This window comes from Arthrobacter parietis, from assembly GCF_039530425.1.
GTDB lineage: Bacteria > Actinomycetota > Actinomycetes > Actinomycetales > Micrococcaceae > Arthrobacter_D > Arthrobacter_D parietis.
Window position 1 is genome coordinate 1,275,670 of the sequence record NZ_BAAAON010000001.1, and the last position, 24,656, is coordinate 1,300,325.

At 64.7% G+C, this 24,656-nt stretch carries 24 protein-coding genes; 17 read left to right on the top strand and 7 right to left on the bottom strand.

Going from position 1 to position 24,656, the window contains the following annotated elements:
• Window positions 1-3: 3 nt before the first annotated feature.
• Window positions 4-2,400, top strand: coding sequence for a phosphoketolase family protein (locus ABFX19_RS06025; protein ID WP_277358118.1), 2,397 nt, complete (start codon window positions 4-6; stop codon window positions 2,398-2,400).
• A 44-nt stretch (window positions 2,401-2,444) separates the two neighbouring features.
• Here the strand turns inward: ABFX19_RS06025 and ABFX19_RS06030 are convergent, their stop codons facing one another.
• A complete protein-coding gene (locus tag ABFX19_RS06030) occupies window positions 2,445-3,071 on the bottom strand; it encodes a cob(I)yrinic acid a,c-diamide adenosyltransferase (protein WP_346027801.1) in 627 nt (208 codons plus the stop codon).
• A gap of 52 nt (window positions 3,072-3,123) precedes the next feature.
• On the opposite strand from ABFX19_RS06030, the gene ABFX19_RS06035 reads away from it, so the two are divergent.
• From ABFX19_RS06035 to ABFX19_RS06055, 5 genes are all read left to right on the top strand, one after another.
• Entirely contained in the window at window positions 3,124-4,797 is a 1,674-nt protein-coding gene (locus ABFX19_RS06035; protein ID WP_277358110.1) for a BCCT family transporter, read from the top strand.
• Window positions 4,798-4,901: 104 nt separating this feature from the next.
• On the top strand, window positions 4,902-6,377 hold the full coding sequence (locus ABFX19_RS06040; RefSeq protein ID WP_277358111.1) for a flotillin family protein: 1,476 nt from the start codon (window positions 4,902-4,904) through the stop codon (window positions 6,375-6,377).
• Window positions 6,378-6,479: 102 nt separating this feature from the next.
• On the top strand, window positions 6,480-7,256 hold the full coding sequence (locus ABFX19_RS06045) for an electron transfer flavoprotein subunit beta/FixA family protein (RefSeq protein WP_346027802.1): 777 nt from the start codon (window positions 6,480-6,482) through the stop codon (window positions 7,254-7,256).
• Between the two features lie 9 nt (window positions 7,257-7,265).
• Window positions 7,266-8,252, top strand: coding sequence for an electron transfer flavoprotein subunit alpha/FixB family protein (locus ABFX19_RS06050; RefSeq protein WP_346027803.1), 987 nt, complete (start codon window positions 7,266-7,268; stop codon window positions 8,250-8,252).
• 3 nt (window positions 8,253-8,255) lie between these two features.
• A complete protein-coding gene (locus ABFX19_RS06055; protein WP_346027804.1) occupies window positions 8,256-9,992 on the top strand; it encodes a cytochrome b/b6 domain-containing protein in 1,737 nt (578 codons plus the stop codon).
• Window positions 9,993-9,999: 7 nt separating this feature from the next.
• Here the strand turns inward: ABFX19_RS06055 and ABFX19_RS06060 are convergent, their stop codons facing one another.
• Window positions 10,000-11,088, bottom strand: a complete 1,089-nt coding sequence (locus ABFX19_RS06060) for a GTP pyrophosphokinase (protein WP_346028044.1) — start codon at window positions 11,086-11,088, stop codon at window positions 10,000-10,002.
• A gap of 175 nt (window positions 11,089-11,263) precedes the next feature.
• On the opposite strand from ABFX19_RS06060, the gene ABFX19_RS06065 reads away from it, so the two are divergent.
• The 9 genes from ABFX19_RS06065 to ABFX19_RS06105 all read left to right on the top strand — a co-directional run bounded on the left by ABFX19_RS06065 (window position 11,264) and on the right by ABFX19_RS06105 (window position 16,679).
• A complete protein-coding gene (locus ABFX19_RS06065; RefSeq protein ID WP_346027805.1) occupies window positions 11,264-12,019 on the top strand; it encodes an alpha/beta hydrolase family protein in 756 nt (251 codons plus the stop codon).
• A 54-nt stretch (window positions 12,020-12,073) separates the two neighbouring features.
• Window positions 12,074-12,538 (top strand): PGPGW domain-containing protein, encoded by a 465-nt coding sequence (locus ABFX19_RS06070; RefSeq protein ID WP_346027806.1) that lies wholly within the window; start codon window positions 12,074-12,076, stop codon window positions 12,536-12,538.
• A gap of 16 nt (window positions 12,539-12,554) precedes the next feature.
• Window positions 12,555-13,484 (top strand): carbohydrate kinase family protein, encoded by a 930-nt coding sequence (locus ABFX19_RS06075; protein WP_346027807.1) that lies wholly within the window; start codon window positions 12,555-12,557, stop codon window positions 13,482-13,484.
• Complete coding sequence (locus ABFX19_RS06080; RefSeq protein WP_277359717.1) at window positions 13,481-14,008, top strand: YbhB/YbcL family Raf kinase inhibitor-like protein; 528 nt, start codon at window positions 13,481-13,483, stop codon at window positions 14,006-14,008. The genes ABFX19_RS06075 and ABFX19_RS06080 overlap by 4 nt, the downstream gene beginning before the upstream one ends.
• Before the next feature lie 30 nt (window positions 14,009-14,038).
• Window positions 14,039-14,266, top strand: coding sequence for a zinc-ribbon domain-containing protein (locus ABFX19_RS06085; RefSeq protein ID WP_277359718.1), 228 nt, complete (start codon window positions 14,039-14,041; stop codon window positions 14,264-14,266).
• A 69-nt stretch (window positions 14,267-14,335) separates the two neighbouring features.
• Window positions 14,336-15,142, top strand: a complete 807-nt coding sequence (locus tag ABFX19_RS06090) for an HAD family hydrolase (RefSeq protein ID WP_277359719.1) — start codon at window positions 14,336-14,338, stop codon at window positions 15,140-15,142.
• A gap of 6 nt (window positions 15,143-15,148) precedes the next feature.
• Complete coding sequence (locus ABFX19_RS06095) at window positions 15,149-15,922, top strand: glycerophosphodiester phosphodiesterase family protein (RefSeq protein WP_277359720.1); 774 nt, start codon at window positions 15,149-15,151, stop codon at window positions 15,920-15,922.
• A gap of 68 nt (window positions 15,923-15,990) precedes the next feature.
• Window positions 15,991-16,209 carry a hypothetical protein gene (locus tag ABFX19_RS06100; protein WP_277359721.1) on the top strand — a complete coding sequence of 73 codons (219 nt, stop codon included), beginning with the start codon at window positions 15,991-15,993 and terminating at the stop codon, window positions 16,207-16,209.
• 8 nt (window positions 16,210-16,217) lie between these two features.
• Window positions 16,218-16,679: a MarR family winged helix-turn-helix transcriptional regulator gene (locus ABFX19_RS06105; protein WP_277359725.1), complete on the top strand. Its 462-nt coding sequence runs from the start codon at window positions 16,218-16,220 to the stop codon at window positions 16,677-16,679.
• A gap of 5 nt (window positions 16,680-16,684) precedes the next feature.
• On the opposite strand, the gene ABFX19_RS06110 is transcribed toward ABFX19_RS06105, so the two are convergent.
• The 5 genes from ABFX19_RS06110 to pgm form a co-directional block, all read right to left on the bottom strand.
• Complete coding sequence (locus ABFX19_RS06110; RefSeq protein WP_277359722.1) at window positions 16,685-17,692, bottom strand: phosphotransferase; 1,008 nt, start codon at window positions 17,690-17,692, stop codon at window positions 16,685-16,687.
• 36 nt (window positions 17,693-17,728) lie between these two features.
• On the bottom strand, window positions 17,729-18,877 hold the full coding sequence (locus tag ABFX19_RS06115) for a thermonuclease family protein (protein ID WP_346027808.1): 1,149 nt from the start codon (window positions 18,875-18,877) through the stop codon (window positions 17,729-17,731).
• A 105-nt stretch (window positions 18,878-18,982) separates the two neighbouring features.
• A complete protein-coding gene (locus ABFX19_RS06120) occupies window positions 18,983-19,675 on the bottom strand; it encodes an aspartate/glutamate racemase family protein (protein ID WP_346027809.1) in 693 nt (230 codons plus the stop codon).
• Window positions 19,676-19,718: 43 nt separating this feature from the next.
• Window positions 19,719-21,047, bottom strand: coding sequence for a uracil-xanthine permease family protein (locus tag ABFX19_RS06125; protein ID WP_277359534.1), 1,329 nt, complete (start codon window positions 21,045-21,047; stop codon window positions 19,719-19,721).
• Between the two features lie 67 nt (window positions 21,048-21,114).
• Window positions 21,115-22,746, bottom strand: coding sequence for a phosphoglucomutase (alpha-D-glucose-1,6-bisphosphate-dependent) (gene pgm / locus ABFX19_RS06130; protein WP_346027810.1), 1,632 nt, complete (start codon window positions 22,744-22,746; stop codon window positions 21,115-21,117).
• Window positions 22,747-22,860: 114 nt separating this feature from the next.
• Between pgm and ABFX19_RS06135 the strand changes: the two genes are divergently transcribed.
• The gene (locus tag ABFX19_RS06135; protein ID WP_346027811.1) at window positions 22,861-24,231 is read left to right on the top strand and encodes a CoA transferase; all 1,371 of its coding nucleotides are present in this window, start codon (window positions 22,861-22,863) and stop codon (window positions 24,229-24,231) included.
• Window positions 24,232-24,428: 197 nt separating this feature from the next.
• Window positions 24,429-24,614 carry a hypothetical protein gene (locus ABFX19_RS06140; RefSeq protein WP_346027812.1) on the top strand — a complete coding sequence of 62 codons (186 nt, stop codon included), beginning with the start codon at window positions 24,429-24,431 and terminating at the stop codon, window positions 24,612-24,614.
• Window positions 24,615-24,656 lie beyond the last annotated feature (42 nt).

The following is a 24,656-nucleotide window of genomic DNA, read 5'->3' on the forward strand; positions in this document are numbered from 1 at the left end:
GCGCTGAATCAAGGAGGAACTATGCAGATTGATGAGCTGGACGCCTGGTGGCGGGCCGCCAATTACCTGTCCGTCGGTCAGATCTACCTGCGGGACAACCCGCTCCTGCGCCGGCCGCTGCGCCGTGAGGACGTGAAGGAGCGCCTGCTTGGCCATTGGGGAACCACGCCCGGCCTCAACTTCATCTACGCGCACCTGAACCGCGTGATCAGCGACCACGGGCAGGAGATGCTCTTCATCACCGGGCCGGGGCACGGCGGCCCTGCGAACGTTGCCAACGCCTGGCTCGAGGGTACCTACACGGAAACCTACAGCCACGTCGGCCGGGATGAGGCGGGCCTGAAGGAGCTCTTCAAACAGTTCAGCTATCCCGGCGGCATCCCATCCCACGCCGCTCCCGAAACGCCGGGATCCATCAATGAGGGCGGCGAATTGGGTTATTCGCTGGCGCACGCTTACGGCGCGGTCTTCGACAACCCGGACCTGATTGCAGCCTGCGTCATTGGCGACGGCGAGGCAGAGACCGGACCGTTGGCGGCCAGCTGGCACTCAAACAGTTTCCTTGACGCGAAGCACGACGGCGCGGTGCTGCCGATCCTGCACCTGAACGGCTACAAGATCGCGAACCCGACGGTGTTGTCCCGGATGCCGGAGGCCCAGCTGGAGCAGTTGATGCGCGGCTATGGCTACAAGCCGCACTTCGTCACCGTTACCGATCCCCACGCGACCGAGCAGGCGCACCAGGATTTTGCCGCGGCGCTCGATACCTGCCTGGCGGGGATCAGGGAAGTGCAGGCTTCGGCACGTCAGGAGCCGCGCACCGGAGCAGACTACGCGCCGTGGCCCATGATTGTGCTGCGCTCGCCGAAGGGCTGGACAGGACCGGCCACTGTGGACGGCAAGCAGGTCGAGGGCACCTGGCGGGCGCATCAAGTTCCGTTGTCAGGAGTTCACGACGACGACGCGCACCTTCACCAGCTCGAGGAATGGATGCGCTCCTACCGCCCCGAGGAGCTTTTCGCGGAGGACGGGACGCTGAGGAATGAGGTAGCCGCTCAGGCACCTCCGGGGGACCTGCGCATGAGCGCCACGCCGTACGCCAACGGCGGCAGGCTACTGCAGGACCTCAAGCTGCCTGCCTACGGGGACCACGCCGTCGTCGTCGATAAACCGGGCCTGGAAAAGGTGAGCCCCATGCTCACCGCCGGCGGCTATCTGCGGGACATCATCCAGTTGAATCCCGAAAACTTCCGGCTTTTCGGGCCGGATGAAACGGCCTCGAACCGTCTGCAGGACGTCTACGAGGTCACCGACAAGGCATGGCAGCAACGGATTGACGACGTCGACGAGCACCTGGCGCGGTCCGGCCGCGTTCTTGAGGTCCTCAGCGAGCACCTGTGCCAGGGCTGGCTCGAGGGCTACCTCCTGACCGGGCGGCACGGGGTGTTCAACTGCTACGAAGCGTTTGTGCACATTGTCGACTCGATGTTCAACCAGCATGCAAAATGGTTGAAGGTGCATCAGGACCTGCCGTGGCGGCAGCCGATCGCGTCGCTGAACTACATGTTGTCCAGCCACGTCTGGCAGCAGGACCACAACGGGTTCTCGCACCAGGATCCCGGGTTCATTGATCATGTGGTCAACAAGAAAGCGGACGTCATCCGTGTCTACCTTCCGCCGGACGCCAACACCATGCTGGCCGTCACCGAGCACTGCCTCCAGACGCGGGACAGGGTAAACGTGATCGTTACGGGCAAGCAGCCCACCATGACCTGGCTTGGCCCGGAGGAGGCGCGCCTGCACGTCGAGCGGGGTATCGGGGTCTGGGACTTCGCCGGAAGCGAGGATCCGCGCGGCGGGGAGGATCCCGACGTCGTACTGGGGTGTGCAGGAGATGTGCCGACGGTAGAGGTGGTGGCGGCCGCACGGCTGCTGAAGGACGCGCTGCCGGCACTGAAAGTGCGGGTGGTGAACGTGGTGGACCTGATGCGCCTTCAGGACGAGTCCGGGCATCCACATGGGTTACCCGCTCGGGATTTCGACACTCTCTTCACGCTGGACCGTCCCGTCATCTTCGCCTACCACGGCTACCCGTGGCTGATCCACCGGCTCACGTATCGGCGCACCAATCACGACAACATCCATGTGCGCGGTTACAAGGAGGAGGGGACCACCACCACGCCCTTCGACATGGCGATGCTGAACCAGATTGACCGGTACCAGCTTGCGATGGACGTGATCGACCGGGTGCCGTCGCTTCGCTCCACGCAGGCGGGGCTGCGGCAGCACCTGCAGGACGAGCGGCAGCGGGCCTGGCAGTACACGCGTGATTTCGGCAAGGACATTGATGCGGTGACCGGCTGGATGCTGGAGGAGGCTTCACCCGACGACGCCACGTAAGACGCGGCGCACGGGAGATCAGCGGCGCACGAGCGGCGCCGGACTTACTCGGCTGCGGGTGCCTCTTCCTCTGCCGGCACACGCACCGACGCCTCAGGAACCCAGGTGATGTCGCCGTGCTCCAGGTTGGCGTTCCGCGCCAGCACAAAAAGCAACGCGGACAGCCGGTTGAGATACCGGCCGTTGACCGGATTCACCACACCGGGATATTCCTGGACGGCGGCCCAGACGGCCCGCTCCGCACGGCGGACAATGCCACGCGCCTGGTACAGCAGCGCCCCGGACAGCGTTCCGCCCGGAAGAACCATGCCGCTGAGGTCACCGGCCTCCTCGGCGAAGTGGTCAATGGCGCGCTCCAGCCGTTCAACATGGCCGGGAACCATGCGGGCCTGAGGCTGCTTCCCGGCGTTCAGGGGAGCCGCGAGGTCAGTGGCCACGTCGAAGAGGTCGTTCTGCACACTCACCAGGGTGGCGGAAACGTCCGTAGGGAGACCCCCGGCGGCAATCGCCACGCTCACCGCTGCATTTGCCTCATCACAATCCGCGTGGGCAACAACGCGGCTGTCATTCTTGGAGCAGTTGCCGTGCCCGCCGAAGTCCGTGAAACCGGTGTCTCCCTCGCCCGTGTAGAAGTGACCGTCCGTGGGATAATTCTTCGCTTCCTCAACCATTCGGTAAGTATACTTAGCGTCGGTTTCTGCATTCCACGACTGAGGAGATCGCATGGCTACGGATTCGTCCGAGGATTCCCTGGAGGAAAGAATCGGCGGGACCAACAGCGCCGCCCCGGCCAGAGGCTGGGCCACCGTTGACAAGACCGTCTTCGCGATCTCCTTCAGCATCATCGTGGTGGTCTGCGTGCTGGGCGTCCTGTTCACCACGGCGGTCAGCGACTCCACCGGCGCCGCGCTGGGCTGGATCACCGGAAACTTCGGCTGGTTGTTCATCCTCGGCGCCACCGGGTTTGTTGTGTTTTCCCTTGTCCTGGCCTTCGGAAAGTACGGAAGCATTCCGTTGTCCCAGGAAGGCGAGGGGACGGAGTACTCGACCATTTCCTGGGTGGCAATGATGTTCAGTGCCGGCATGGGAATCGGGCTCATGTTCTTCGGGGTCTATGAACCGGTGACCCACCTCGCTTCTCCGCCGCCCTTCGTGGACGCGGCAGCGGGAACGCCGGAGGCCGCCAACCAGGCCATGGCCTACACGTTCTTCCACTGGGGCCTCCATCCCTGGGCGATCTATTCCGTCGTGGGACTGGCGCTGGCGTACTCCACGTACCGCATGGGCCGCGGCAACCTCATGAGTTCCCCGTTTCAGTCGATCTTCGGCAAGGAGCGCATCGAGAAGAAGGGCTGGGGCAAGCCCATCGACATCCTCGCGATCATCTGCACCAAGTTCGGTTCAGCGACCTCCCTCGGCCTCGGAGCCCTGCAGATCGCTGCCGGTCTTTCCCTTTTGACCACGGGAGAGTTCTCTGATGACCCCGGGGCGAGCCTCCCGATCCTGATCATCTGCGTCCTCACGGTCGGCGTCGTCATCTCCGCTGCCAGCGGTATCTCCAAAGGAATCAAGTGGCTGAGCAACACCAACATGGTGCTCGCCGCAGTGCTTCTGCTCTTTGTCTTTGTGGTGGGCCCAACCGTCTTCATCCTTGACCTGATACCGGCATCCATCGGGGCCTATCTTTCAAATCTCGTGCCGATGAGCTTCCATTCGGCGGTCTTCGGCGGCACTGAATGGCTCTCCAGCTGGACCATCTTCTACTGGGCCTGGTGGATCTCCTGGACCCCTTTCGTGGGCACCTTCATCGCGAAAATCTCCCGCGGGCGGACAGTGCGCGAGTTTGTCCTTGGCGTCCTGCTCGTTCCCACCGCCGTCAGTGTGGTGTGGTTCTCTGTCTTCGGTGGCGCCGGCCTGAACCTGCAGCTCGGCGGAGTGGACATCGCGGGCAGCGGAAACGAGGCGGCAGGCTTCTTCACCGCACTGCAGGAGTATCCGTTCTTCATCGGAGCTGCGCTGGTTGTCATGGTGCTCACGGCGGTCTTCTTCATCAGCGGAGCCGACGCCGGTGCGCTGGTTCTCGGAACCCTCTCCAGCTACGGGCGAGCCGAGCCGTGGAAGCCGCTGGTCATCCTGTGGGCGGTGCTCACCGGTGCGGTGGCCGCGGTGCTGCTGTTCGTCGGCGGCCTTCAGGCCCTGCAAACGTTCACTATTCTCGCGGCAACGCCCTTCGTTCTCATCATCATCGGGCTCTGCGTCTCGCTCTACGTGGACCTGCGCCGCGACCCGCTTCGTCAGCGGACATCGGGTCCCGTACGCGGCGCCGCGACTGTCCCGTCCACGGTTCCCTTCCGTGAACCGGCCTCTACTTCCAGAAACGACGACGACGACGCGTAGCACTTTGTGCTGTGGATAATCCGAATTGCTGATGGCAGGGGCGGTTCTTTGGTGTAGCGTCCGATGTGGCGTGCTCACATCGCGCGTTCGGATACGTCTTATATATGGGGGAAGTCGTGGATATTGGTCTGTTGATCACGCTCGGGGTGATTGCCGGCGTCGTACTTGTTCTGGCGTTGATCGCCGCGGTTATCGCTCGGATGGCTTTGCGAATCGCAAGCCCGGCGGAAGCGCTCATCATCACCGGCAAGGGCAGCCAGGAAAGTCAGCGGGTGGTGTTCGGACGGACGTTCATCAACCCATTCAGCCAGCGTGCGTTCTCGATTTCGCTGGCGTCGCGCCAGGTCACCCTGCAGATTGAGGGCATCTCGAAGAACGGCATCGCACTGCATCTGACCGGCGTGGCACAGATCAAGGTCGGTGGGGATGAAGAAGCCGTACGTCGCGCAGCCCAGCGCTTCCTGAACCAGCAGGACCAGATTGACCACTACACGCAGGAGACCCTCTCCGGTTCGCTGCGTTCGATCGTCGGCACGTTGAGCGTCGACTCCATCATCAAGGACAGGGCTTCCTTCGCAAAGAGCGTCAAGGAAGAAGCCGAGCACTCCATGCACAACCAGGGCCTGGTGATCGACACCTTCCAGATCCAGTCCGTGGCAGACAGCTCCGACTACCTGCGGAACCTGGGCCGCCCTGAGGCCGCTCTCGCGGAGAAGCTCGCGAAGATCGCCGAAGCCAATGCGGCTCAGGAAGCCGCGCAGGCCAAAGCTGTTGCCGACGAGCAGGTTGCGCTCGCCGAGCAGCGCCTCGCCATCCGGCGTGCGGAGCTCAAGGAAGTTGCGGACGCGCGCCAGGCGCAGGCAGATGCCGCCGGCCCCCTTGCCGCAGCAGAGCAGAAGGAGGCGATCCTGCTCAAGGAGCAGCAGGTGACCTCCCGCCAGGCAGAGCTGCGCGAACGCGAGCTGGATATCGAGATCCGCAAGCCTGCGGACGCAGACAAGTACCGCGTGGAGCAGGAAGCGGCCGCCAAACTCGAGCAGCGCAAGCGCCAGTCGGAGGCCGACCAGGTCGAGGCGGAAGTCCTGCTGTCCAAGCGCCGGCTGACGGCCGAGGGCGACAGGGTTGCCGCGGAGGCAGAGGCCGCCGCAAATACGGCGCGGGGTAACGCTGCGGCCGCAGTCACCCGTGCCAACGGTTCGGCGGAGGCAGAGATCATCAAGGTCCGCGGCGAGGCGGAAGCGGACGTCGTCCGTCAGAAGGGCATTGCAGAAGCGCAGGGTATCGAGGCTCAGGCCCGCGCCTACGAGCAGTTCAACGAAGCTGCTGTCCTGAACAAGGTCATGGAGATGCTGCCGCTCGTGGCACGCGAGATTGCTGCGCCCATGTCATCGATCGACAACATGACAGTGATCTCCACCGACGGTGCGAGCCAGCTCAGCAAGAACGTCAGCGGCGGCCTGCAGCAGACTTTCCAGCTGTTGAAGGACACCACGGGACTTGACGCCGTCGAGATGCTCCGCAACTGGGGCAGCAACGGCACCAAGGCGCCGGCCGCCGGATCATCCGACATTCATCCCTAGGGTTTCTCGCGGTATTCTCGGTGCAGACGGTTTTCGGTTAACGCTCCTTCACTCAGTTGGTTCAGGTGCTGTGGGGAAATCGTCAGAACCATAGGAGGGTCAATGAGGATCATCGTTCTGATGAAAGAGGTGCCGGACACCTACGGCGAACGCAAGCTCAATCTCGAGACGGGGCTTGCCGAGCGGGGTGCCAGCGAGGCGGTGCTGGATGAGATCGGCGAGCGTGCCCTCGAGCTGGCGCTGACACAGGCGGCTTCACTTGAGGATGCCGAGATCACTGTTGTCTCTATGGCCCCTGAAACCGCGACGGCAACGCTCCGCAAGGCTCTCGCCATGGGTGCGGGCAAGCTCGTTCACATCGCGGATGAGAATCTTGTCGGCGCGGATCTGGGGCTCACGGCTGAAGTGCTGGCAGCTGCTATCCGCCGTACCGGCTTTGATCTCGTCATCGCCGGGAATCTCTCCACTGACGGCTACGGCGGGGTACTTCCAGCGATGATCGCTGAGCTGCTCGGTGTGCCGTACGCGAGCGCCCTCGCTACCGTTGACATTTCCGCTGATCGGGTGAGCGGAACACGGGAAGCGGACGGCGGGGTCATGACGGTCGCAGCCCCGCTGCCCGCGGTCATCTCCATCACCGAACGTTTTCCCGCGGGCCGGTTCCCCAACTTCAAAGGCATCATGGCGGCTAAGAAGAAGCCCGTTGAGACCCTGACGGCCGCCGATCTGGAGATTGACCCGGAAGGGTTGGAGACTCCCCGGTCCATCATGCTTGCCGTGTCAGAGCGGCCCGCGCGTTCGGCCGGAACAAAGATCGTGGACGAGGGCGACGCCGGTGAGAAGCTTGCGGAGTTCCTGATTCAGAACCGACTGGCCTAAGGAATGACCATGACCACATTCCCGGAAGACTCCATCCTCGTCCTTCTCGAGACCACGCCGTCGGGAGGACTGGCCAAAAGCGCAGCCGGACTGCTCGGCGCGGCCTCCCAGGTGGGCACGCCGGTTGCGCTGTTGGTAAGCGCGTCCGGTGCGGCGTCCAACGCGACCCAGGATGCGGCCGCCCTCGGGGCGAAGCAGGTGCTGACCGCCGAACCCGAAGGGGCGGATTCACTGTTGGCTGTTCCAACCGTCGACGCACTCGCCGCCGCTGCGGACCTCGTGCGTCCGGACGCGGTTCTGATCTCCAACTCCATCGACGGCCGGGACGTCGCCGGGCGGTTCGCGGCGCGCACTCGCTCGGCCCTTGCCATCGATGCCGTGGGAGTTTCGCGCGATGATGAGGGGATCGTCGCCCACCACTCCGTCTACGGCGGTGCCTACAACGTGGACTGCGCACCCACCTTCGGTGCGCCGGTGATCACCGTGCGCGAGGGATCAATCGATGTCCGCGCTGAGGCCGCCAGCCCAGAAGTTGCACCGCTCGATGTTCCACCCTCCGGCGCTCCCGCAGCGTCCATCGAGTCGTTCGAGGAGCAGGCGGTGGTTTCGACCCGCCCCGAGCTGCGTGGCGCCGCCAAGGTTGTAGCGGGCGGCCGTGGCCTGACCTCACAGGAACAGTTTGCCCTCGTTGACCAGTTGGCGGACGTGCTCGGCGCTGCTGTCGGCGCATCGCGTGCGGCGGTGGACGCCGGGTGGGTTCCAAACAGCTACCAGGTTGGCCAGACCGGAATCTCCGTCTCGCCTCAGCTGTATGTGGCGTTGGGCGTCTCGGGTGCCATCCAGCACCGGGCAGGCATGCAGACCGCCAAGACGATTGTCGCGATCAACAAGGACCCTGACGCGCCGATCTTCGAGATCGCCGATTTCGGCGTCGTCGGTGACCTCTTCGACGTGGTGCCGCAGCTGATCGCGTCGCTTTCGGCGCGGAAGGAGTAGGGCATGGCGACGTACAGTCGCACGATGCGGCGGGGACTGCCGCGACAAAGCGGTGGGGAAGCGTGGCCGCCGGCGGGCGCCGCACCCGCTGACCTGCACGACGGCGCCACCCTGGACACTCCTGCGAGGCCAGCGGACGCTTCCGTCCCGACCGGCACTGTTGCTGACGCAACGACGACGGTCTCGCCGGTTGAGGCGACCTCGACCCTTCCTGCCGAGGTGGCCGCTCCAGCAGTGCAGGCGGAACCAGCGGCACAGGCGGAACCAGCGGCACAGGCGGAACCAGCGGCGCAGCCCGCTGCCCGCGGGATCCGGCGGGGGCTTCCCCGGGTTGTTGGGGGAGAGCCATGGCCGCCGGCCGGTGACACACCGGCAGCAACTCAATCCGTTTCTGGAGCCCCCAACACGGAAGAGGCCCTATCCGCCCCCGCCTCGGTAGGGAAGCCCGTAGAAGAGGCAGCAAAGCCCACAACGGCGGCCCCCACCGACCAGCCGCTATCGCAAGCCGCAGTTTCCGATCCTGCCCCCGCAAACGCGGCAGGTCCTGCCCCAGCGGCGCCGGTAGCAGCCGGGAACATGCGCCTGCTGCGTCGCGGACTACCGCGCGTGACGGGTGGCGAAGCCTGGCCGCCAGAGACCGCCGTCGTCGTTGCGTCGGATACCGCCCCGGAGAGCCCGGTCGCCGCGGAGAACCCAGTCGTCGCAGCGAGCCAACCAGCCAGCAGCGAAGCTCCCCGCAAGGATGCGGAAGTTTCCGCACCGGAGGAGGCTCCAGCTCAGCAGGAGACCGAGGCTCCAGCGCGGGCAGCAATGGAACCGGCGCCCGCCGAGGAGGCGAAAGCCAGGAAGCCACGCAGCCGCACAACCAAGCTGCTTCTCGGCGCGCTGGGACTCCTGGTGGTCGCGCTGGCCGCGGTGTTCTTCACGCGTTGGCTTGTCACGCTCGGCTTCATGCAGGACTTCCTGCAGGCGTATCCGGGTGAAACGCCCCTGCCTGCCGGCACCGAGCAGGGCTTCCCCGCGTGGGTACAGTGGCAGCACTTCTTCAACTTCTTCCTGATCGTCCTCATCATCCGCTCCGGCCTGCAGGTTCGCAGCCAGACCCGGCCGCCCGGATACTGGACCCCGAAATGGTCGAAAGGCAGCGACGGAAAGATCAGCATCAACCTGTGGTTCCATCAGGCGCTCGATATCCTGTGGCTCCTGAATGGGGTTGTCTTTGTGGTGCTGCTTTTTGTCACCGGCCACTGGGCGCGGCTGGTGCCCACCACCTGGGAGGTCTTCCCGAACGCACTGTCGGCTTTCATCCAGTACGTTTCGCTGGACTGGCCCACGGAGAACGGCTGGGTGAACTACAACAGCCTTCAGATGCTCGCGTACTTCGTCACCATTTTCATCGCCGCACCGTTGGCAGCCATCAGCGGGGCGCGCATGTCGGGAATCTGGCCCAAGGATGCCAAAGCGCTGAACAGGGCCTACCCGGTGGAGTGGGCACGTGCCGTCCACTTCCCGGTGATGCTCTACTTCGTGGTCTTCATCATCGGCCATGTGGCGCTCGTGTTCGCCACCGGCGCACTGCGCAACCTCAACCACATGTATGGCGGTCAGGATGCGGTGAACTGGGCAGGCTTCTGGATCTTCTTCGTGTCGCTGCTGCTGGTCATCGGCGCCTGGATTGCAGCCCGCCCCATTGTGTTGGCACCCATCGCGGGACTGTTCGGAAGAGTGAGCTCCCGCTGAGCTGACGCTATGCGCGCGAGCGGAACGTACGGATCTGCCGGAACCGCCGCACCAGGCTGTCTCGGCGGGATGCGCCGGTCTCAGACGAGGGATCTGCCGTCAGCTCGATATGCCGCTCGCCGTAGTTCCAGAGCAGGACGTCGTCGAGCAGGCGGTCCGGTCCCGGCGAGTAGCGGTGATCGAGGGCGTGCCGAACCGAGGTGATGGTGTCGGCCTGCAGCAGTGAGGCAAGGGCGGTCGTCGTTGTCAGTCCGTGGGCGGCCAGCAGCTCGGCGGCCCAACGCCAGTCATCATCAGACTTGCGGTCCACGTGCGGCAGTAGCGTCTGCCACACCTCACGGATGCGGTCGGGGGTGAGTTCGACACCGCCCTCGCCCTCCGGATCCCAGAATCCGGTGACCTTCTGGTACCGGGAATGCAGGTCCGCGAACGTCGATTCAACGCTCTCCAGCATGGCCGCGGTGGCGGTGAACTGCCGGTCGAAGTAGGGGCTCCACGCCTTCGGGTTGAAGGACTTGAATCGGATGTCGTGCTCAATCTCCGACCAGGCGTGGGCCAGGACGGTGCGGATCTGCGTCTCGAAGAGATAGCTTCCGGAATCGGAGCCAAGCAGCTGCTGGTAGGCGCGGACAGCGTCGTTCTGAATGGTCCGCAGGATCAGGTGGCGGCTGGAATAGCCGTAGGTGCCGGATTCAATGGAGCCGATGTCCTTTTCGCGGTCACCACGGCAGTCGAACTCGTTGCGCTGGCGTTTGATGAGGTTGGCTGCGGTATCAACCTCATGGGGAAGCGTGGTGATCACGCGGACGCCCACGAGGTCCGTCAGGTTCCGCAGCGGGTCAGGGAAGACCAGGCTGGGCGGGGCGTCACTGTCAACGAACATCCGCGAGGCCTTGTCCCGGAAGGAGTCGATGGTTTTGGTACGCGCCGTGACGAACAGCGGCCGGAGTTCCGTGCCGACGAAAATGTTCTCGATCCTCTCGCGCGAATCGGCTGTGACGGCCTCAAGCGCCGGCCGGACGCGCTCATACTCGCGGACACTTTCCTCGACGGCCGGCCGCAGCCTATCGTCCAACTCATCCCATGCGCTCACCAACCCATCTAAACACCCCGCACTGACAGCGGCTACGCTGGTAAAAGTGACCGGCCTCCCACGACGCGCAGTCCTCAGTGGGGCTGCAGCTGCGGCTGCGCTGGGCGCGTCGGCACTCGCGGGTTGCAAACCGAACTCCCCTGCGCGGCCGGAGGACAGGACAACGAGCAAGGAATCCATGGCACCCCAGCGCTACACCTATGGGAGCGATGCGCAGCAGTTCGCAGAACTTTACCTCCCGCAGGGCCACCCAAGGCCCGGCGTCGTCGTCATTATTCACGGCGGGTTCTGGCGCGGCCGGTACACCCTTGAGCTTGGGGTCCCGCTCGCCGAGGACCTCGCCTCGCGCGGTTTCGCATGCTGGAACCTCGAGTACCGGCGCGTCGGCAACGGCGGCGGTTGGCCGCAGACCTTCGAGGATGTCGCGGCGGGAATCGACCTGATCGCTTCGGCGGCGGAGGAACACAGCCTGGACACCAGCACGACGACGGCGCTCGGCCACTCCGCGGGCGGTCACCTCGCGGTATGGGCGGCCGGGCGGTCGTTCCTGCCGGAGGATGCGCCCGGAGGCGGGGTGCCCGCTGTGCCGATCACTGGCGTAGTGAGCCAGTCCGGAGTTCTGAACCTGGAGCGTGCCCACGAGGAGTGGCTGGGCAATGGGGCTGTGCAGGACTTCCTGGGTGAACGCGGCGGGGAGAAGTACCGCCTCGCCGACCCTATGACGGCGATCCCGCTTCAGGTGCCCGTCCTGGCCCTCCATGGGCAGGAAGACACAACCGTTCCGCTTAGCCAGTCGGAGTCGTATGTCGCTGCGGCTCTGGCCGCAGGTGGCAGGGCTGAACTGGTGCAGATTCCCGGAGACCACTTCGCGATGATCACCCCCGGCACGGACGCCTGGTTGCAGGTAGTGGCAGCCATTGAGCGCCTCGGATAGCTACAGTGGGGAACCGTTAATGGGGAATTCAGGGAAGTGTGGGATCCTGCACCAATGAGCGCGCGATCCCGGTTCCACCGGGCTGCCCACCGTACCGGCCTGGAAATTCTCGGCTGGACCCTGGTAGTGCTCGGATTCGCCGCGTTGGTGTTGCCGGGGCCGGGGCTCCTGATGCTGGTCGGCGGGCTTGCCGTCCTGTCCCAGCAGTATGAGTGGGCTGAGCGCAAGCTGCACCCCATCAAGAAGCAGGCCTACAAAGCCGCGCGGATCGGTGTGAAGACCTGGCCGCGGATAGCGGTCAGTGCGGTGAGCGCTTTCGGCTTCATGGCGCTGGGAATCCTTTGGATGCTCCAGCCTCCCGCTCCCGGATGGTGGCCGTTCAACGATGACTGGTGGCTCTTCGGCGGCTGGGGTGCCGGGCTGAGCCTCGTGCTCTCCGCCATCATTGCGCTTACGCTGCTTGTCTACAGCATCCGTCGCTTTCGAAGGCGTCCGCGCCGACAACCGGCTGCATCGTAAATGCTAGGTTGGGACGGTGCTCACAGTAATCGGCGAAGCCCTCATCGACGAAGTTCTCAGCGACACCGCACCTCCGCGTGCGCACGTTGGTGGCAGCCCGCTCAACGTGGCTGTGGGGCTGGCGCGCCTGGGGCATTCGGCGCAGTTCCTGGGCCGATTCGGGGATGACGAGTTCGGCCGCCGCATCCACCAGCACCTTGCCGACAATTCAGTGCTTGTGCCGCTGCCCGCGGACTCCTATCCGACCAGCGTGGCATCAGCGAGACTCGATCCCGCAGGGGGAGCGACCTACACCTTCAACCTCTCCTGGGAATTACCTGACCTCGCCGCCCAGGAAGACCTGTTTAACGGAACCACCCTGGTCCACACCGGCTCCATCGCATCGATGCTGGCTCCCGGAGCGCACGATGTATTGGCAGCGATCCAGCATGCGCGGCCTCTCGCAACCGTCAGTTACGACCCGAACTGCCGGCCGACCATCATCACGGACGCCGACTACGCGCGGGCGCAGGCTGAGAAGTTTGTCGCGCTCGCAGACGTGGTCAAGGCGTCGGACGAGGATCTCGAGTGGTTGTATCCGGAACAGGACCACCGGGAATCGGCGCGCCGGTGGCTGGAACTGGGCCCCGCCGTCGTCGTAGTCACGCGTGGTTCCAAGGGGCCGTGGGCGGTTGTGGACCGCGGGGAGTGTGAGGTTCCGGCGCCGGCAACTTCCGTCGTGGACACTGTCGGCGCAGGCGACTCCTTCATGGCGGCGTTGCTCAGCGCCCTGGTGGACCGGGAACTGGACGGCGGGCAGCGGCGGAATGAGTTGCGCGCCCTGTCCGTTGAGCAGATGCAGGGCGTCCTCGCCTTCGCCGCCGCCGCTGCGGCAGTAACCGTGTCACGTGCCGGCGCCAATCCGCCCACCAGAGCTGAACTTAGAGCACAAGGAGTCCACGCATGACCCGCGATCCTTACGCAGACCTTCCAGAAGTTCCATCGTTCGAGCTGACCAGCAGTGATATCGCCGACTACCAGCCCCTCGATGCGCTGCAGGCGTCGGGTCGAATGGGTGCAGGCGGGCATGATGTGTCACCGCAGCTGAGCTGGAGCGGATTCCCTGAGGAAACTCAAAGCTTCGCCGTCACGGTTTATGATCCAGACGCTCCCACCGCCAGCGGATTCTGGCACTGGGCCGTGTTCAACATTCCTGTGGGCACCACGTCGCTGCCTGCCGGCGCCGGTACCGAGGACGGCGCCGGCCTGCCTGAGGGTGCCGTGCAGTTGAAGAACGACGGCGGCTTCCCTGGTTTTGTGGGGGCGGCACCTCCGGCGGGACACGGTGTGCACCACTATCACGTGGTGGTGCACGCGGTGGATGTGGAGCAGCTGGACATCCCGGCAGAGGCCTCGAATGCCTACCTCGGCTTCAATCTCTTCTCCCACACCCTTGGGCGCGCGCGTATCGTTGGCACCTACGAACAGTAGATTCGCACACGATTTACAGGGAGGCCCGGCATGCTGATTCTGTTTGGATTCAAGACCGCCGTGAAGGAACTGTTCCGCAGGCAGGCGGTGTGCCCCAACTGCGGCCAGCACGCTTCCCAGCGGGTTGATGAACGGGCTTCGAAGTTCACGCTGTTCTTCATCCCGCTCTTCACTACCCGCCGTCGGTACCTGCGGACCTGCGCCTACTGTGGCGTCACGGCCGAGCTGTCGAAGAGCGAGAAGAACGCGCTCGCCTAGGTTCACCGCGCATCGGCGAGGCTGGCTTCTTGGGTAGGCTGGATACTTACCCAGGCTAGGAGTTTGCGCATGCGTTTGGTTGCCAGCGACATGGACGGCACGATCGTCGGCCACGACGGCCGGATTTCGGAGCGGACCGTTCGCGCGTTCGAAGCATGCCTGGATGCCGGCATCGAGGTGGTTTTCGTGACCGGGCGCCCGCCGCGTTGGCTTCAGCCACTGCGGGATCTTGGTTTCAAGGGGACCGTCATCTGCTCCAATGGAGCGCTGACCTATGATCTTGGACGCGAGGAAGTCCTCGATTCACACCTCCTTGACGGTGAGAGCATTTTCGAAGCCCAGGACATCATCCGGAAGCTCTACCCGGCGGTGCGGTTCGCTGCCGAAACGGTGGACAGTTTCCTCATCGAACCGGGGTTTGCGGATCCGGGCTCCGTTGAGCTGCTCGGCGCCGCCGAGCCACGGCCTCTTCGGGAGTCACTTGACGGCTCGGGTGTCATCAAGTTCCTCGCCCGGGAACGGGACATCACGCCTGACGAATTCCTGCACGGCGTGGGCCCGGCAGTTGAACACCTTGTCGCCACCACACACTCGGCGCCCAGCGTCCCGCTTCTTGAGATGAGCGTTCCTGGGATCAACAAGTCAGTCACGCTTGCCAGGTACGCGGCGCAGCTCGGCGTCGATCAGGGGGATGTCATCGCTTTCGGTGATATGCCGAACGACATCCAGATGCTGGGCTGGGCCGGCCACGGTTACGCCATGGCCTCCGGTCACCCCGACGCGCTCTCTGCCGCGAATCTTCGCGCACCAGCCTTCGACGACGACGGCGTGGCCCAGGTCCTCGAGGAGCGGCTGGCCGCGCTGAAGTCGGCCTGAGCCGCCGTGGCCAAGCCGTACTTTGATTCCGACGGTCCACTTGCGCTCTCCCACCGTGGCTTCTCGCCGGAGGGCCTTGAGAACACGCTGATCGCGATGGAGGCGGCTCTGGAGCTCGGTTTCCGCTATCTGGAGATCGACGTGCGCACCACGAGCGACGGCGTCGTCATGGTTTTCCACGATGAGCGCCTTGAGCGTGTGACCGACGGTGTGGGCCTCCTCGCGGATCACTCCCTGGCGGAGTTGAGTTCCGTGCGGGTTCGCGGCGTTGAACCGATCCCCACGCTGGCCGAGGTGCTTGAGCGGTGGCCGGACGCGCGGCTGAACGTAGACATCAAGGATGACGCCTCGGTGCAGCCATTTGTGGATGTGGTCGAGCAGGCGGGCGCGCATGACCGCGTGCTGGTCGCATCATTCTCCGACCGGCGTCGTCTGAGGGTTCTTCGCCGACTGAGCCGGCCAACGGCGTCGTCCGCAGGAATGGCAGTAAACGCACTCCTCAAGGTGGTGTCGCCGCTGGGACTCGCCGGGCGGGCCGCGCGGCTGGCACGGGTCGATTGCCTGCAGGTCCCCCGGCACTACCGCGGCATCCCGGTGGTCACCGCCGGCTTTGTTCGACGCTGTGCGGCTGCGGGGATACCGGTCCACGTGTGGACCATCAATGAGCGGCCGGAAATGGAGGCCTTGCTGGACCTCGGGGTCAGCGGCCTGGTGTCGGACCGTGCGGATATGTTGGCCGCGGTGATGCGCGGGCGGGGACACTGGCCGCGCGTTAATTAGGGCACTAACAATTAGCTCGCTATGCTTCTTTGTGGGCAGTTGCTGTCCACGGCGAGAGAGGCTCAGGAATGGCGGACAGGAAGCCGTTGTCGCAACGGTTCATGAAGGCTACGGGCAAGTTGAGAATGTTCTTCGGGCCTGCTGACCAGGGTGGGCTGGAGGGCCCGGTCAAGTACGCGGACGGCGCAGCACACCAGCAACGCCAACAGGAGTTGCAGCAGTGGGACGTTGTCCGGAACGCTGACGGCTCCACGTACCTGGTGAAGCGCGAGGATGGGGACAAGTGACCGATTCGATGGTGCGGTTGTCTTCGCGGGAACCGTCCCAGGACAACGACCTGCTTCTTGAGCGGCAGTTGTGCTTCGCCCTGTCGGTTGCCTCACGAAGCGTCATCGGTGCGTACCGGCCCGTGCTGGAGGAGCTCAACCTCACCCATCCGCAGTACCTCGTCATGCTCGCCCTGTGGGAGCACAGCCCGCGGACCGTCCGTGAAATCAGCGACGCGCTCGCCATGGAACCGGCAACGCTTTCACCAATGTTGAAGCGCCTGGAAGCCAACGGACTTGTGACGAGGGAACGGGTGGTCGGCAATGAGCGCGCCCTCGCTGTCGGGCTGACCGTCGAGGGGCGTTCGTTGCGCAAGCGGGCGCTGTCCGTGCCGGGCACAATGATGGAAAAGCTCGGCTTGTCCCGAGAGCAGGCCGAGGACCTGAACCGGATGATGGGCGAAGTGATCGCCGCGGCGCAGGGCGCCTGAGGGTTCTAAAGAACCGGGTCGGTGATCGTTCGCAGGTACTGCAGGGCGTGCGGACCGTAGGTGAGCATCGATTCATCGTCGGCGTGGATCAGCAGCCGCAGCCAGGAGGCATACCTGTTCAGCCGGCCCAGCTGCAGCGCGGGCTCCAGCGCCTTCCGCAGCTCAGGGAGCGGCGCGTAGCTGGTCCACCGCTCAAGGTAGGCGCTGAATACGCGCCGAATGCGGGCGTCGTCGTACCCGGTTTCCCAGTTCTCCTTCATCACGCCAAGGGGAACGTAGAGCGAGCTGAACGGATGCGCCCAGTACGAGTCGCCGAAGTCGAAGAACCGTAGCGGATCCGTGCTTGAGCCCGGGATGAAGGCGTTGTTCGGGTGGAGGTCGTTGTGCTCCAGTGACAGCGGTACGCCGAGGGTGTTCAGCTGTGCCGCGGCGCTCTCGATCGCAGGAACGCTGGCGTAGATGCTGTCCGCCTGCTCCGCGTTCAAATGCAGCGGGTGCTCCTCGGGCAGCCCTGCGTGGAGGAGGAGCTGGTTGCTGACGAAGTTGCCTGCGATTGCTGGATCCAGCGAAGCCAGTCCCGCATCGGTCAACCGTTGCCCGTGCTGGGCCGTCTGCTGCTGCAGCTCAGCGAAATCGGCGACCACGCGCGCCCACAGCGCGTAGTCCGTCGATGCGAGAGTGGCGAGCGTGGCTCCGTGGTCCGGGGAGATCAGCCAGCCCCTGGTCGGCTCGATGGCCAGCGGAGTGACAACGCGGTCCGGGGCGATCTCCGCCAGAGCCGCCACAATGGATGCCTCCTGGAACTGTCCGGGATTGTTCTCCTTGAACCAGAGCTTCCCGTGGTCCGTCGGAATGGTCAGCTGCACCGACCAGAAGCGGATCCTCGGCTCGCTCACCGGGCCGGTCTGCTCAATGTTGAACGTAGCGAGGACCTGCGACACCCACGACTCCGCCTGGGACTGCCAGGCGGAGCTTTTCCACAGCTCGGTCGGGTGGCGGGCGGGCGAGTTCACCGGATTATTGTGTCACCCTCGCCGGTTCGGCGTGCCTTACGGGCACGGTTTCCAGGTCTTGCCTCCCGGTGCGTAGCAACGCGGTCCGTTATAACCGGGATACGGATTCTGCTCGGCCGGCGGCGCTGGAGCGGGTGCCGGTGGGACGTAGGGTGCGGGTGCCGGTGGTACGTATGGCGCTGGTGCCGGAGCCGGAGGTACATAAGGAGCCGGAAGATTCCGGATCCTCTCAGCTTCAGCCGCAGCCGCTGCCTCGGCGGCCAGGCGCGCAGTCTCAGCTTGTGCGGCCGCTGCTGCTGCTTCTTCGGCAACAAGGCGACGTGCTTCGGCTTCGGCTGCCACCCGCTCCGCTTCACGCTTCGCCGCTTCAGCTGCCTGTCTCGCTGCCTCATCTTCCGCTGCCTTGAGCCGGGTGGTTTCCTGCTCCAGCGTGGCCAGCGTTGCCCGTCCCGAGTCGATGGATGTCATGAGCTCGGCACTCAGCGTGGCGGCGCCTGCGGTTCCCAGGGCAGCCCAGCGGATGGAGTCCTCGCCGGCTTCGAGCGCCGCATGGAGTGCCTCGGCCGTCGCCAGAGCACCCGCCACGGCGGCCGCACCGGCTGCCGCCGCGCCGGAGGTGGAGGCAACGGGCTGCTCCACAACGGCGGCCAGCGAATCGACAGCCGCAGTGACTTCTGCGGGAAGAGTGCATTCGGCGTCAACGCTGAATACCCCGAGCTCCGCCTGCTGTGCTTCCTCCTGGGCGATTTTGACGGCGTCATAGTACTTTTCATTTGGTTCGAAGATGACCGCTGAACCTAGGCCTTGGCGTGCGATCTCGGCGTTCACCAGAGTGCGGTCCTCCAGGAATACTGCGGCAAGGGTCCTGCCGTACTGATCAACACGTTCGACGTCGAAGTCCAGTCCCACTTCAGTGCCTGCGGGCAGCGTCTCCGCAAGGAAGGCCGTCGCCTCCGGACCGAAGCATTCCACCGCCTTGTCGGGGTGCCTGGTTTCGGGCGTATCGATGTTGAGCAGGCGGACTCTCGTGTCGACGTCGGCAATCTTCACAATCACTGTGTCGCCGTCAACAACGCGGACTACCTGACCGGTCGTGGCATCAGCAGATGGACTGCAGGCTGTGACGGACAGCGCGCCGATGGCGACGCCAAGGGCGCACCACTTTCTGATAACCGGTGTGAACACGGTTCCCCCATTTTGTCCAAGATTCAAGTACGAGTCCCTGAATTGTACGGCCATGGACCAGCCCTGGAATCCGCGAGATGAAGGGATCGCCGGCTCTGCGAACCCTCAGCCGGCCAGGGCAGCGTCCACTGCCGCCTGCGCGTGTATCGACGTCGTCGGGAAGAGGGCGATGTCCGCATCATCCTGCGAAATCAGCAGCTCTATCTCGGTGCAGCCGAGGATCACTCCCTCCGCACCGCGCGACGCAAGCCCGGCGATGATGCGCTGGTATTCCTTCCGGGAATCGACCGAGATGACCCCAAGGCACAGTTCCTCGTAGATGACCCGGTGGACAATCGCGCGGTCTTCGGGGTTGGGAGTAAGCATTTCCAGGCCATGCGCGGCCAGCCCGTCGCGATAAAAATCCTGCTCCATCGTGAAGGCCGTCCCGAGCAGGCCCACCGTCGTCGTGCCCGTCGCCGTTACTGCGCGTGCGGTCTCGTCAATGACGTTGATGAAAGGGATGCTGACGGCCCGCTCTATGGCAGGGGCAACCTTGTGCATGGTGTTGGTGCAGAGCACGAGAAGCTTGGCTCCGCCCCGTTCAAGCTCGACGGCGGCAGCAGCCAGGGCTGCGCCGGCCTCCTCCCATTGACCCTTGGCCTGGAGCTCCTCGATGGGTGCGAAGTCGACGGATCTGAGGAGGCAGTCCGCTGAGTGGAGGCCTCCCAGACGGTCCCGCGCCATTTCGTTGATGAGGCGGTAGTACTCGGCGGTGCTTTCCCAGCTCATGCCGCCGAGCAGGCCAATACGCAACATGGTCTCATCATGGCAGCCCGCGCGCTTCGGCGTGAGGGCCGACCTACCCCAGCTTGGAAGGGCGGCTGCCGTGGTCTTCCGCTTCGAGCTCCTCCGGCCCGGCAACGTGCTCGCTGCCGCGGACGCGGGCAATCCCGCTCATGCCATGGAAGATGATGAGGGTAGCCGCCGTGCCCAGGGCAATGCCGGCGAAGGTCAGGTCGCCGATCGTCCACGTGAAGTCCGCGATGCCCACTACGAGCGCCACGCCCGCCGTCGAGAGGTTGATCGGGTTCGAAAAATCGACCCGGTTCTGCACCCAGATCCGCACGCCGAGGATGCCGATCATGCCATAGAGAACGACGCCGGCACCTCCCAGTACTCCCGCCGGAACCGTTGCGATGAGCGCACCGAACTTGGGGAAGAGGCTCAGCAGCACGGCGATGACTCCGGCTACCCAGTACGCGGCAGTGGAGTACACGCGTGAGGCGGCCATAACCCCGATGTTCTCGGCGTACGTCGTGGTGCCGGAGCCGCCACCTGAACCGGCCAGGACGGTGGCCAGCCCGTCCGCCATGAGGGCACGCCCCGTGATGGGGTCAAGGTCGCGGTCGGTCATCGCGGCCACGGACTTCACGTGGCCGATGTTCTCAGCCACCAGGACCAGGACCACCGGGACAAACAGTCCGATGACTGAAAGGTGGAATTCGGGAGCCATGAAAGGCGGCAGGCCGAACCACGCAGCGTCGTTGATGGCGGCGAAGTCCACCTCTCCGCGCAGTACCGCCATGAAATAGCCGACGAGGACGCCGATGAGGATGGACAGCCGGCCGAGAATCCCCTTGAAAAGGACCGTCACGAGGAGGATCGAAATTACCGTGACCAGCGCGGTGAGCGGCGCCTGTTCAAAGCTCGCCTTGGCGGTCGGCGCAAGGTTCAGGCCGATCAGGGCAACGATTGCACCGGTCACTATCGGCGGCATCAGCAGCTGGATCCATCGTGCGCCGGCCCAGTGCACCACCAACCCGATGAGTGCCAGCACGGCGCCAGCCAAAACGACGCCGCCCAGTGCTCCGGCGGGGCCGTGCTGGCTCTGCGCCGCTGCGATCGGCGCGATGAAAGCGAAGCTCGAGCCAAGGTAGCTGGGTACGCGTCCGGCAGTGATGACCAGGAAGAGCAGTGTGCCGAGACCGGAGAAAAGCAGGGTGGTGGACGGCGGGAAGCCGGTCAGCAGCGGCACCAGGAAGGTGGCACCGAACATCGCAACCACGTGCTGCGCACCGATGCCGACGGTCCGTGGCCAGCTCAGCCTCTCATCGGGGGCGACGAACCGACCCGGCTGGACGTTCCGCCCGTCGCCGTGCAGCGTCCAGTTCATTCCGAGTCTGCGCATGGCTGTGTGCCTTCCAGAGATGGTGGGGATCTGGAGGAAATCTTACGCGACACAGACTCCCGTGAGGTTAGGCGATCACGCCATCGACCAGGGCCTTGGCTTCCTCCTGCACGCGCCTCAGGTGATCTTCACCAAGGAACGACTCGGCGTAGATTTTGTAGACGTCCTCAGTTCCGGACGGGCGGGCCGCAAACCACGCGTTCTCGGTGGTGACTTTCAGGCCGCCGATCGGTGCACCGTTGCCGGGCGCTTCGGTGAGGCGTGCAGTGATGTCTTCGCCCGCCAGCGTGGTGGCTGTGACGTCCGACGGCGACAGCTTGCCCAGTGCCGACTTCTGCTCACGTGTGGCAGCAGCATCGATCCGCGCGTACACCGGTGCCCCAAACCGTTGCGTCAGACCGTCGTAGTGCTGCGACGGCGTGCGTCCTGAGACGGCGGTGATTTCGGAGGCGAGCAGTGCAAGGAGGATGCCGTCCTTGTCGGTGCTCCAGGGCGATCCGTCGTGGCGGAGGAAGGATGCCCCGGCGGATTCCTCCCCGCCGAACGCCACCTCACCGGAGAGCAGCCCCGGCACGAACCATTTGAAGCCGACGGGAACCTCTTCGAGGACCCGGCCAAGATCCGCGGCCACCCGGTCAATGATCGACGACGACACGAGGGTCTTGCCGACCATCGCATCCGAGCGCCACTGGGGACGGTTCCGGTACAGATAATCGATGGCGACGGCGAGGTAGTGGTTCGGATTCATCAGGCCGGAATCCGGGGTGACTATGCCGTGTCGGTCGGCGTCGGCGTCGTTTCCGGTGGAAATATCAAAGTCCCCGGCCCGCTTGATCAGGGACGCCATGGCGTAGGGGGAGGAGCAGTCCATGCGGATCTTTTCGTCCCAGTCCAGGGTCATGAAAGCCCACTGCGGATCAACGGAGGGGTTCACCACCGTCAGGTCGAGATTGTGCCGCTCGGCAATGGCTCCCCAGTAATCCACTGACGCGCCGCCCATCGGATCGGCGCCGATGCGCACGCCGGCGCTGCGGATTACCTCCAGGTTGAGCACGTTGGGAAGGTCTTCGACGTAATGCTGCAGGAAATCATAGGTGCTGACGGAATCCGCCTGCTGCGCCTGCGCTGTAGGGATCCGCTTTACGTCCCGGAGGCCGTTCTCGAGCAACTCGTTGGCGCGGGCTGCAATCCAGTTGGTGGCGTCCGAGTCGGCAGGGCCGCCGTGGGGCGGGTTGTACTTGAAGCCGCCGTCGGCCGGCGGATTGTGCGACGGCGTGATCACGATGCCGTCCGATTGGTCTGTCCGCGACCCGTTGTAGCCAAGAATGGCGTGCGAGAGGGCCGGAGTAGGGGTGTAGGCGCCACGGGCGTCGATCCGCACGGCGACATTGTTGGCGGCGAGGACCTCGAGCGCCGTGTTCTGCGCCGGCTCGGAGAGGGCGTGCGTGTCCTTACCCATGAAAAGCGGTCCGGTGATGCCCTGGCCGGCCCGGTATTCGACGATTGCCTGCGTGATCGCGGCGATGTGCCCTTCGTTGAAGGACGACTTCAGTGACGATCCGCGGTGGCCGGAGGTCCCGAACGCAACGCGCTGCGCGGGTTCGGAGAGATCCGGGGTGGAATCGAAGTACGCGTCCAGAAGTGCGCTTACATCAACAAGGTCGCTGGATTGGGCAACGGTGCCTGCTCGATTAGCCATGGGACCAAGCATGCCACTACCCCCATGCAGTCAGCGGAAATGACTACAGGTTTCATTGAAACCAGCAGTTTTGGCTGACTGGATCCGAAACTGGACCCGCTCCATAATTCAGAGATGACACGCTCCGTGGAGTCCGACCCGGCAGATCGATCGGTGCCTGGCTTATGGCGGTACTTCGCTCCGCTCCTTCCTGAGCTGCCCGAGCCGGCGGCGTGGACCGGTCCTCGCTGGTGGTCGGGAGGGCCGCTTGATGTCGAGGGTCTTGCGCTCGGATCCGTGCAGGCGGTTGCCACTTCGCTTGCCGCTGCGTCAACGGCAAAGAGCGTGACGTTCACCGCGCCGGCGGTGGCTGCATGGTTCGACTCGTTCAAGCATTTTCGCATCGCGGGATCGCCGATCCAGGCGTTTGCGTCCCTGTCAGGATTCCGCCGGGCAGCGGACGGCTGGGTGAGAATTCATGGGAACTACCCCCATCACGAACAGGCGCTGCTGACCGCGCTCGGTGTGTCTGCGGCGGCCCACGTCGAGCCTGCATTGCTGGAGCGCCCGGCGGCTGTAATCGAAGAGGTCGTCACCGCCCGAGGCGGGTTGGCCGCGGCGGTCCGGACACCGCAGGAATGGGCTGCAACCCAGGCCGGACGGGCTGTCGCTGACGAACCATTCGTGCGGCTTTCGATGGGCACCTTCCGGCGCGGCACAAGAACCTTCGGAGGCAGCAAGGGCTTGTTGGACGGTGTACGCGTCCTGGACCTGACCAGGGTCATCGCCGGACCCTCCGCAAGCAGGCTTCTCGGTGCGCTGGGCGCAGATGTGCTGCGGGTGGACCCGGTGACGCTTCCGGAGTTGGAGCACCAGCACGTGGAAACCGGCTTCGCGAAGCGCAGCGCGGTGGCGGATTTCAACGACCCTGAGCAGCTTGCGCGCTTGCGGGCCCTTCTTCCCGCCGCGGATGTGGTGCTCAGCGCCTACCGCGGAGGAGCGATGGACAAGTACGGGCTAGGCATCAAGTCTTTACGTGCGGACTTCCCGGGCCTGGCCGTCGTCGTCCTGGATGCCTGGGGTGACTCCGGTCCTTGGGCGGGCCGCCGCGGGTTCGACAGCATCGTGCAGGCGGCCACCGGTATCGCACAGGTCTACGGCACAGGATCGGGGACTGATTTCCGGCCTGGTGCCCTTCCGGTTCAGGCTCTCGACTACGCAACCGGTCTGGGAATGGCGGCCGCCGCCGTCGGGCTTGTAACTGCCCGCAGCCGCGGACTGAGTGGTTCAGCGCATCTTTCACTGGCCCGCACAGCGGTTGAACTACTCCGGATGCCCACACCGGGCAATGCGCCGTCTGCGGAGGTGGAGCCGCCGCTCCGACGTTCAGACAGTGATTACGGCGAGCTCGTCTTCGTACCGCCGCCGCTGGTGGTTGACGGCCGGCAGATTGAGTACTCACATCCTCCCCAGCGCTACGGCAGTGCCTTCCTGGAGTGGAAGTAGCCGCGGTTTCCTACGGGACTTATTTACGGGACGGTGAGCGTCCTACAGCCAGTCAGCAGGGTCAGAGCTACAACAACGACAACGACCACGGCGCCCGGCCAGGACTTCCCCATGCGCCCAGTGTGGCACTCGCCGGCCCTAGTGCACAGGCCCGCCGGACGGTACGTTGAGAACACCCGTCAACGAAAGGTTGTGTCATGAGCGAGAACCCCACCAGCGACGAAATTGACGAAACTGACGACGAAAAGCTGGAGCAGGACGCCGAGCAGGCTGCCGGCAAGGCTGATTCCGAGAGCGGTGGCGGTTACGGCGGCCCGGGTCCGGAGAGAGAGTCCGGCGGAAGCGAGGCCGGCAACGCCGGTTCCGCAGAAGACGGCTCCTAAAACCACAGACGACGACGGCGCCCTCCTGCGAGAGGAGGGCGC

What these genes read in the sequence shown, in the direction of transcription:
- ABFX19_RS06030 (WP_346027801.1), bottom strand. Translation starts at nt 3,071, where the DNA reads ATGGTTGAGGAAGCGAAGAATTATCCCACGGACGGTCACTTCTACACG.
- ABFX19_RS06035 (WP_277358110.1), top strand. Translation starts at nt 3,124, where the DNA reads ATGGCTACGGATTCGTCCGAGGATTCCCTGGAGGAAAGAATCGGCGGG.
- ABFX19_RS06040 (WP_277358111.1), top strand. Translation starts at nt 4,902, where the DNA reads ATGGGGGAAGTCGTGGATATTGGTCTGTTGATCACGCTCGGGGTGATT.
- ABFX19_RS06045 (WP_346027802.1), top strand. Translation starts at nt 6,480, where the DNA reads ATGAGGATCATCGTTCTGATGAAAGAGGTGCCGGACACCTACGGCGAA.
- ABFX19_RS06050 (WP_346027803.1), top strand. Translation starts at nt 7,266, where the DNA reads ATGACCACATTCCCGGAAGACTCCATCCTCGTCCTTCTCGAGACCACG.
- ABFX19_RS06055 (WP_346027804.1), top strand. Translation starts at nt 8,256, where the DNA reads ATGGCGACGTACAGTCGCACGATGCGGCGGGGACTGCCGCGACAAAGC.
- ABFX19_RS06065 (WP_346027805.1), top strand. Translation starts at nt 11,264, where the DNA reads ATGGCACCCCAGCGCTACACCTATGGGAGCGATGCGCAGCAGTTCGCA.
- ABFX19_RS06070 (WP_346027806.1), top strand. Translation starts at nt 12,074, where the DNA reads ATGAGCGCGCGATCCCGGTTCCACCGGGCTGCCCACCGTACCGGCCTG.
- ABFX19_RS06080 (WP_277359717.1), top strand. Translation starts at nt 13,481, where the DNA reads ATGACCCGCGATCCTTACGCAGACCTTCCAGAAGTTCCATCGTTCGAG.
- ABFX19_RS06085 (WP_277359718.1), top strand. Translation starts at nt 14,039, where the DNA reads ATGCTGATTCTGTTTGGATTCAAGACCGCCGTGAAGGAACTGTTCCGC.
- ABFX19_RS06090 (WP_277359719.1), top strand. Translation starts at nt 14,336, where the DNA reads ATGCGTTTGGTTGCCAGCGACATGGACGGCACGATCGTCGGCCACGAC.
- ABFX19_RS06100 (WP_277359721.1), top strand. Translation starts at nt 15,991, where the DNA reads ATGGCGGACAGGAAGCCGTTGTCGCAACGGTTCATGAAGGCTACGGGC.
- ABFX19_RS06105 (WP_277359725.1), top strand. Translation starts at nt 16,218, where the DNA reads ATGGTGCGGTTGTCTTCGCGGGAACCGTCCCAGGACAACGACCTGCTT.
- ABFX19_RS06120 (WP_346027809.1), bottom strand. Translation starts at nt 19,675, where the DNA reads ATGTTGCGTATTGGCCTGCTCGGCGGCATGAGCTGGGAAAGCACCGCC.
- ABFX19_RS06125 (WP_277359534.1), bottom strand. Translation starts at nt 21,047, where the DNA reads ATGCGCAGACTCGGAATGAACTGGACGCTGCACGGCGACGGGCGGAAC.
- pgm (WP_346027810.1), bottom strand. Translation starts at nt 22,746, where the DNA reads ATGGCTAATCGAGCAGGCACCGTTGCCCAATCCAGCGACCTTGTTGAT.
- ABFX19_RS06135 (WP_346027811.1), top strand. Translation starts at nt 22,861, where the DNA reads ATGACACGCTCCGTGGAGTCCGACCCGGCAGATCGATCGGTGCCTGGC.
- ABFX19_RS06140 (WP_346027812.1), top strand. Translation starts at nt 24,429, where the DNA reads ATGAGCGAGAACCCCACCAGCGACGAAATTGACGAAACTGACGACGAA.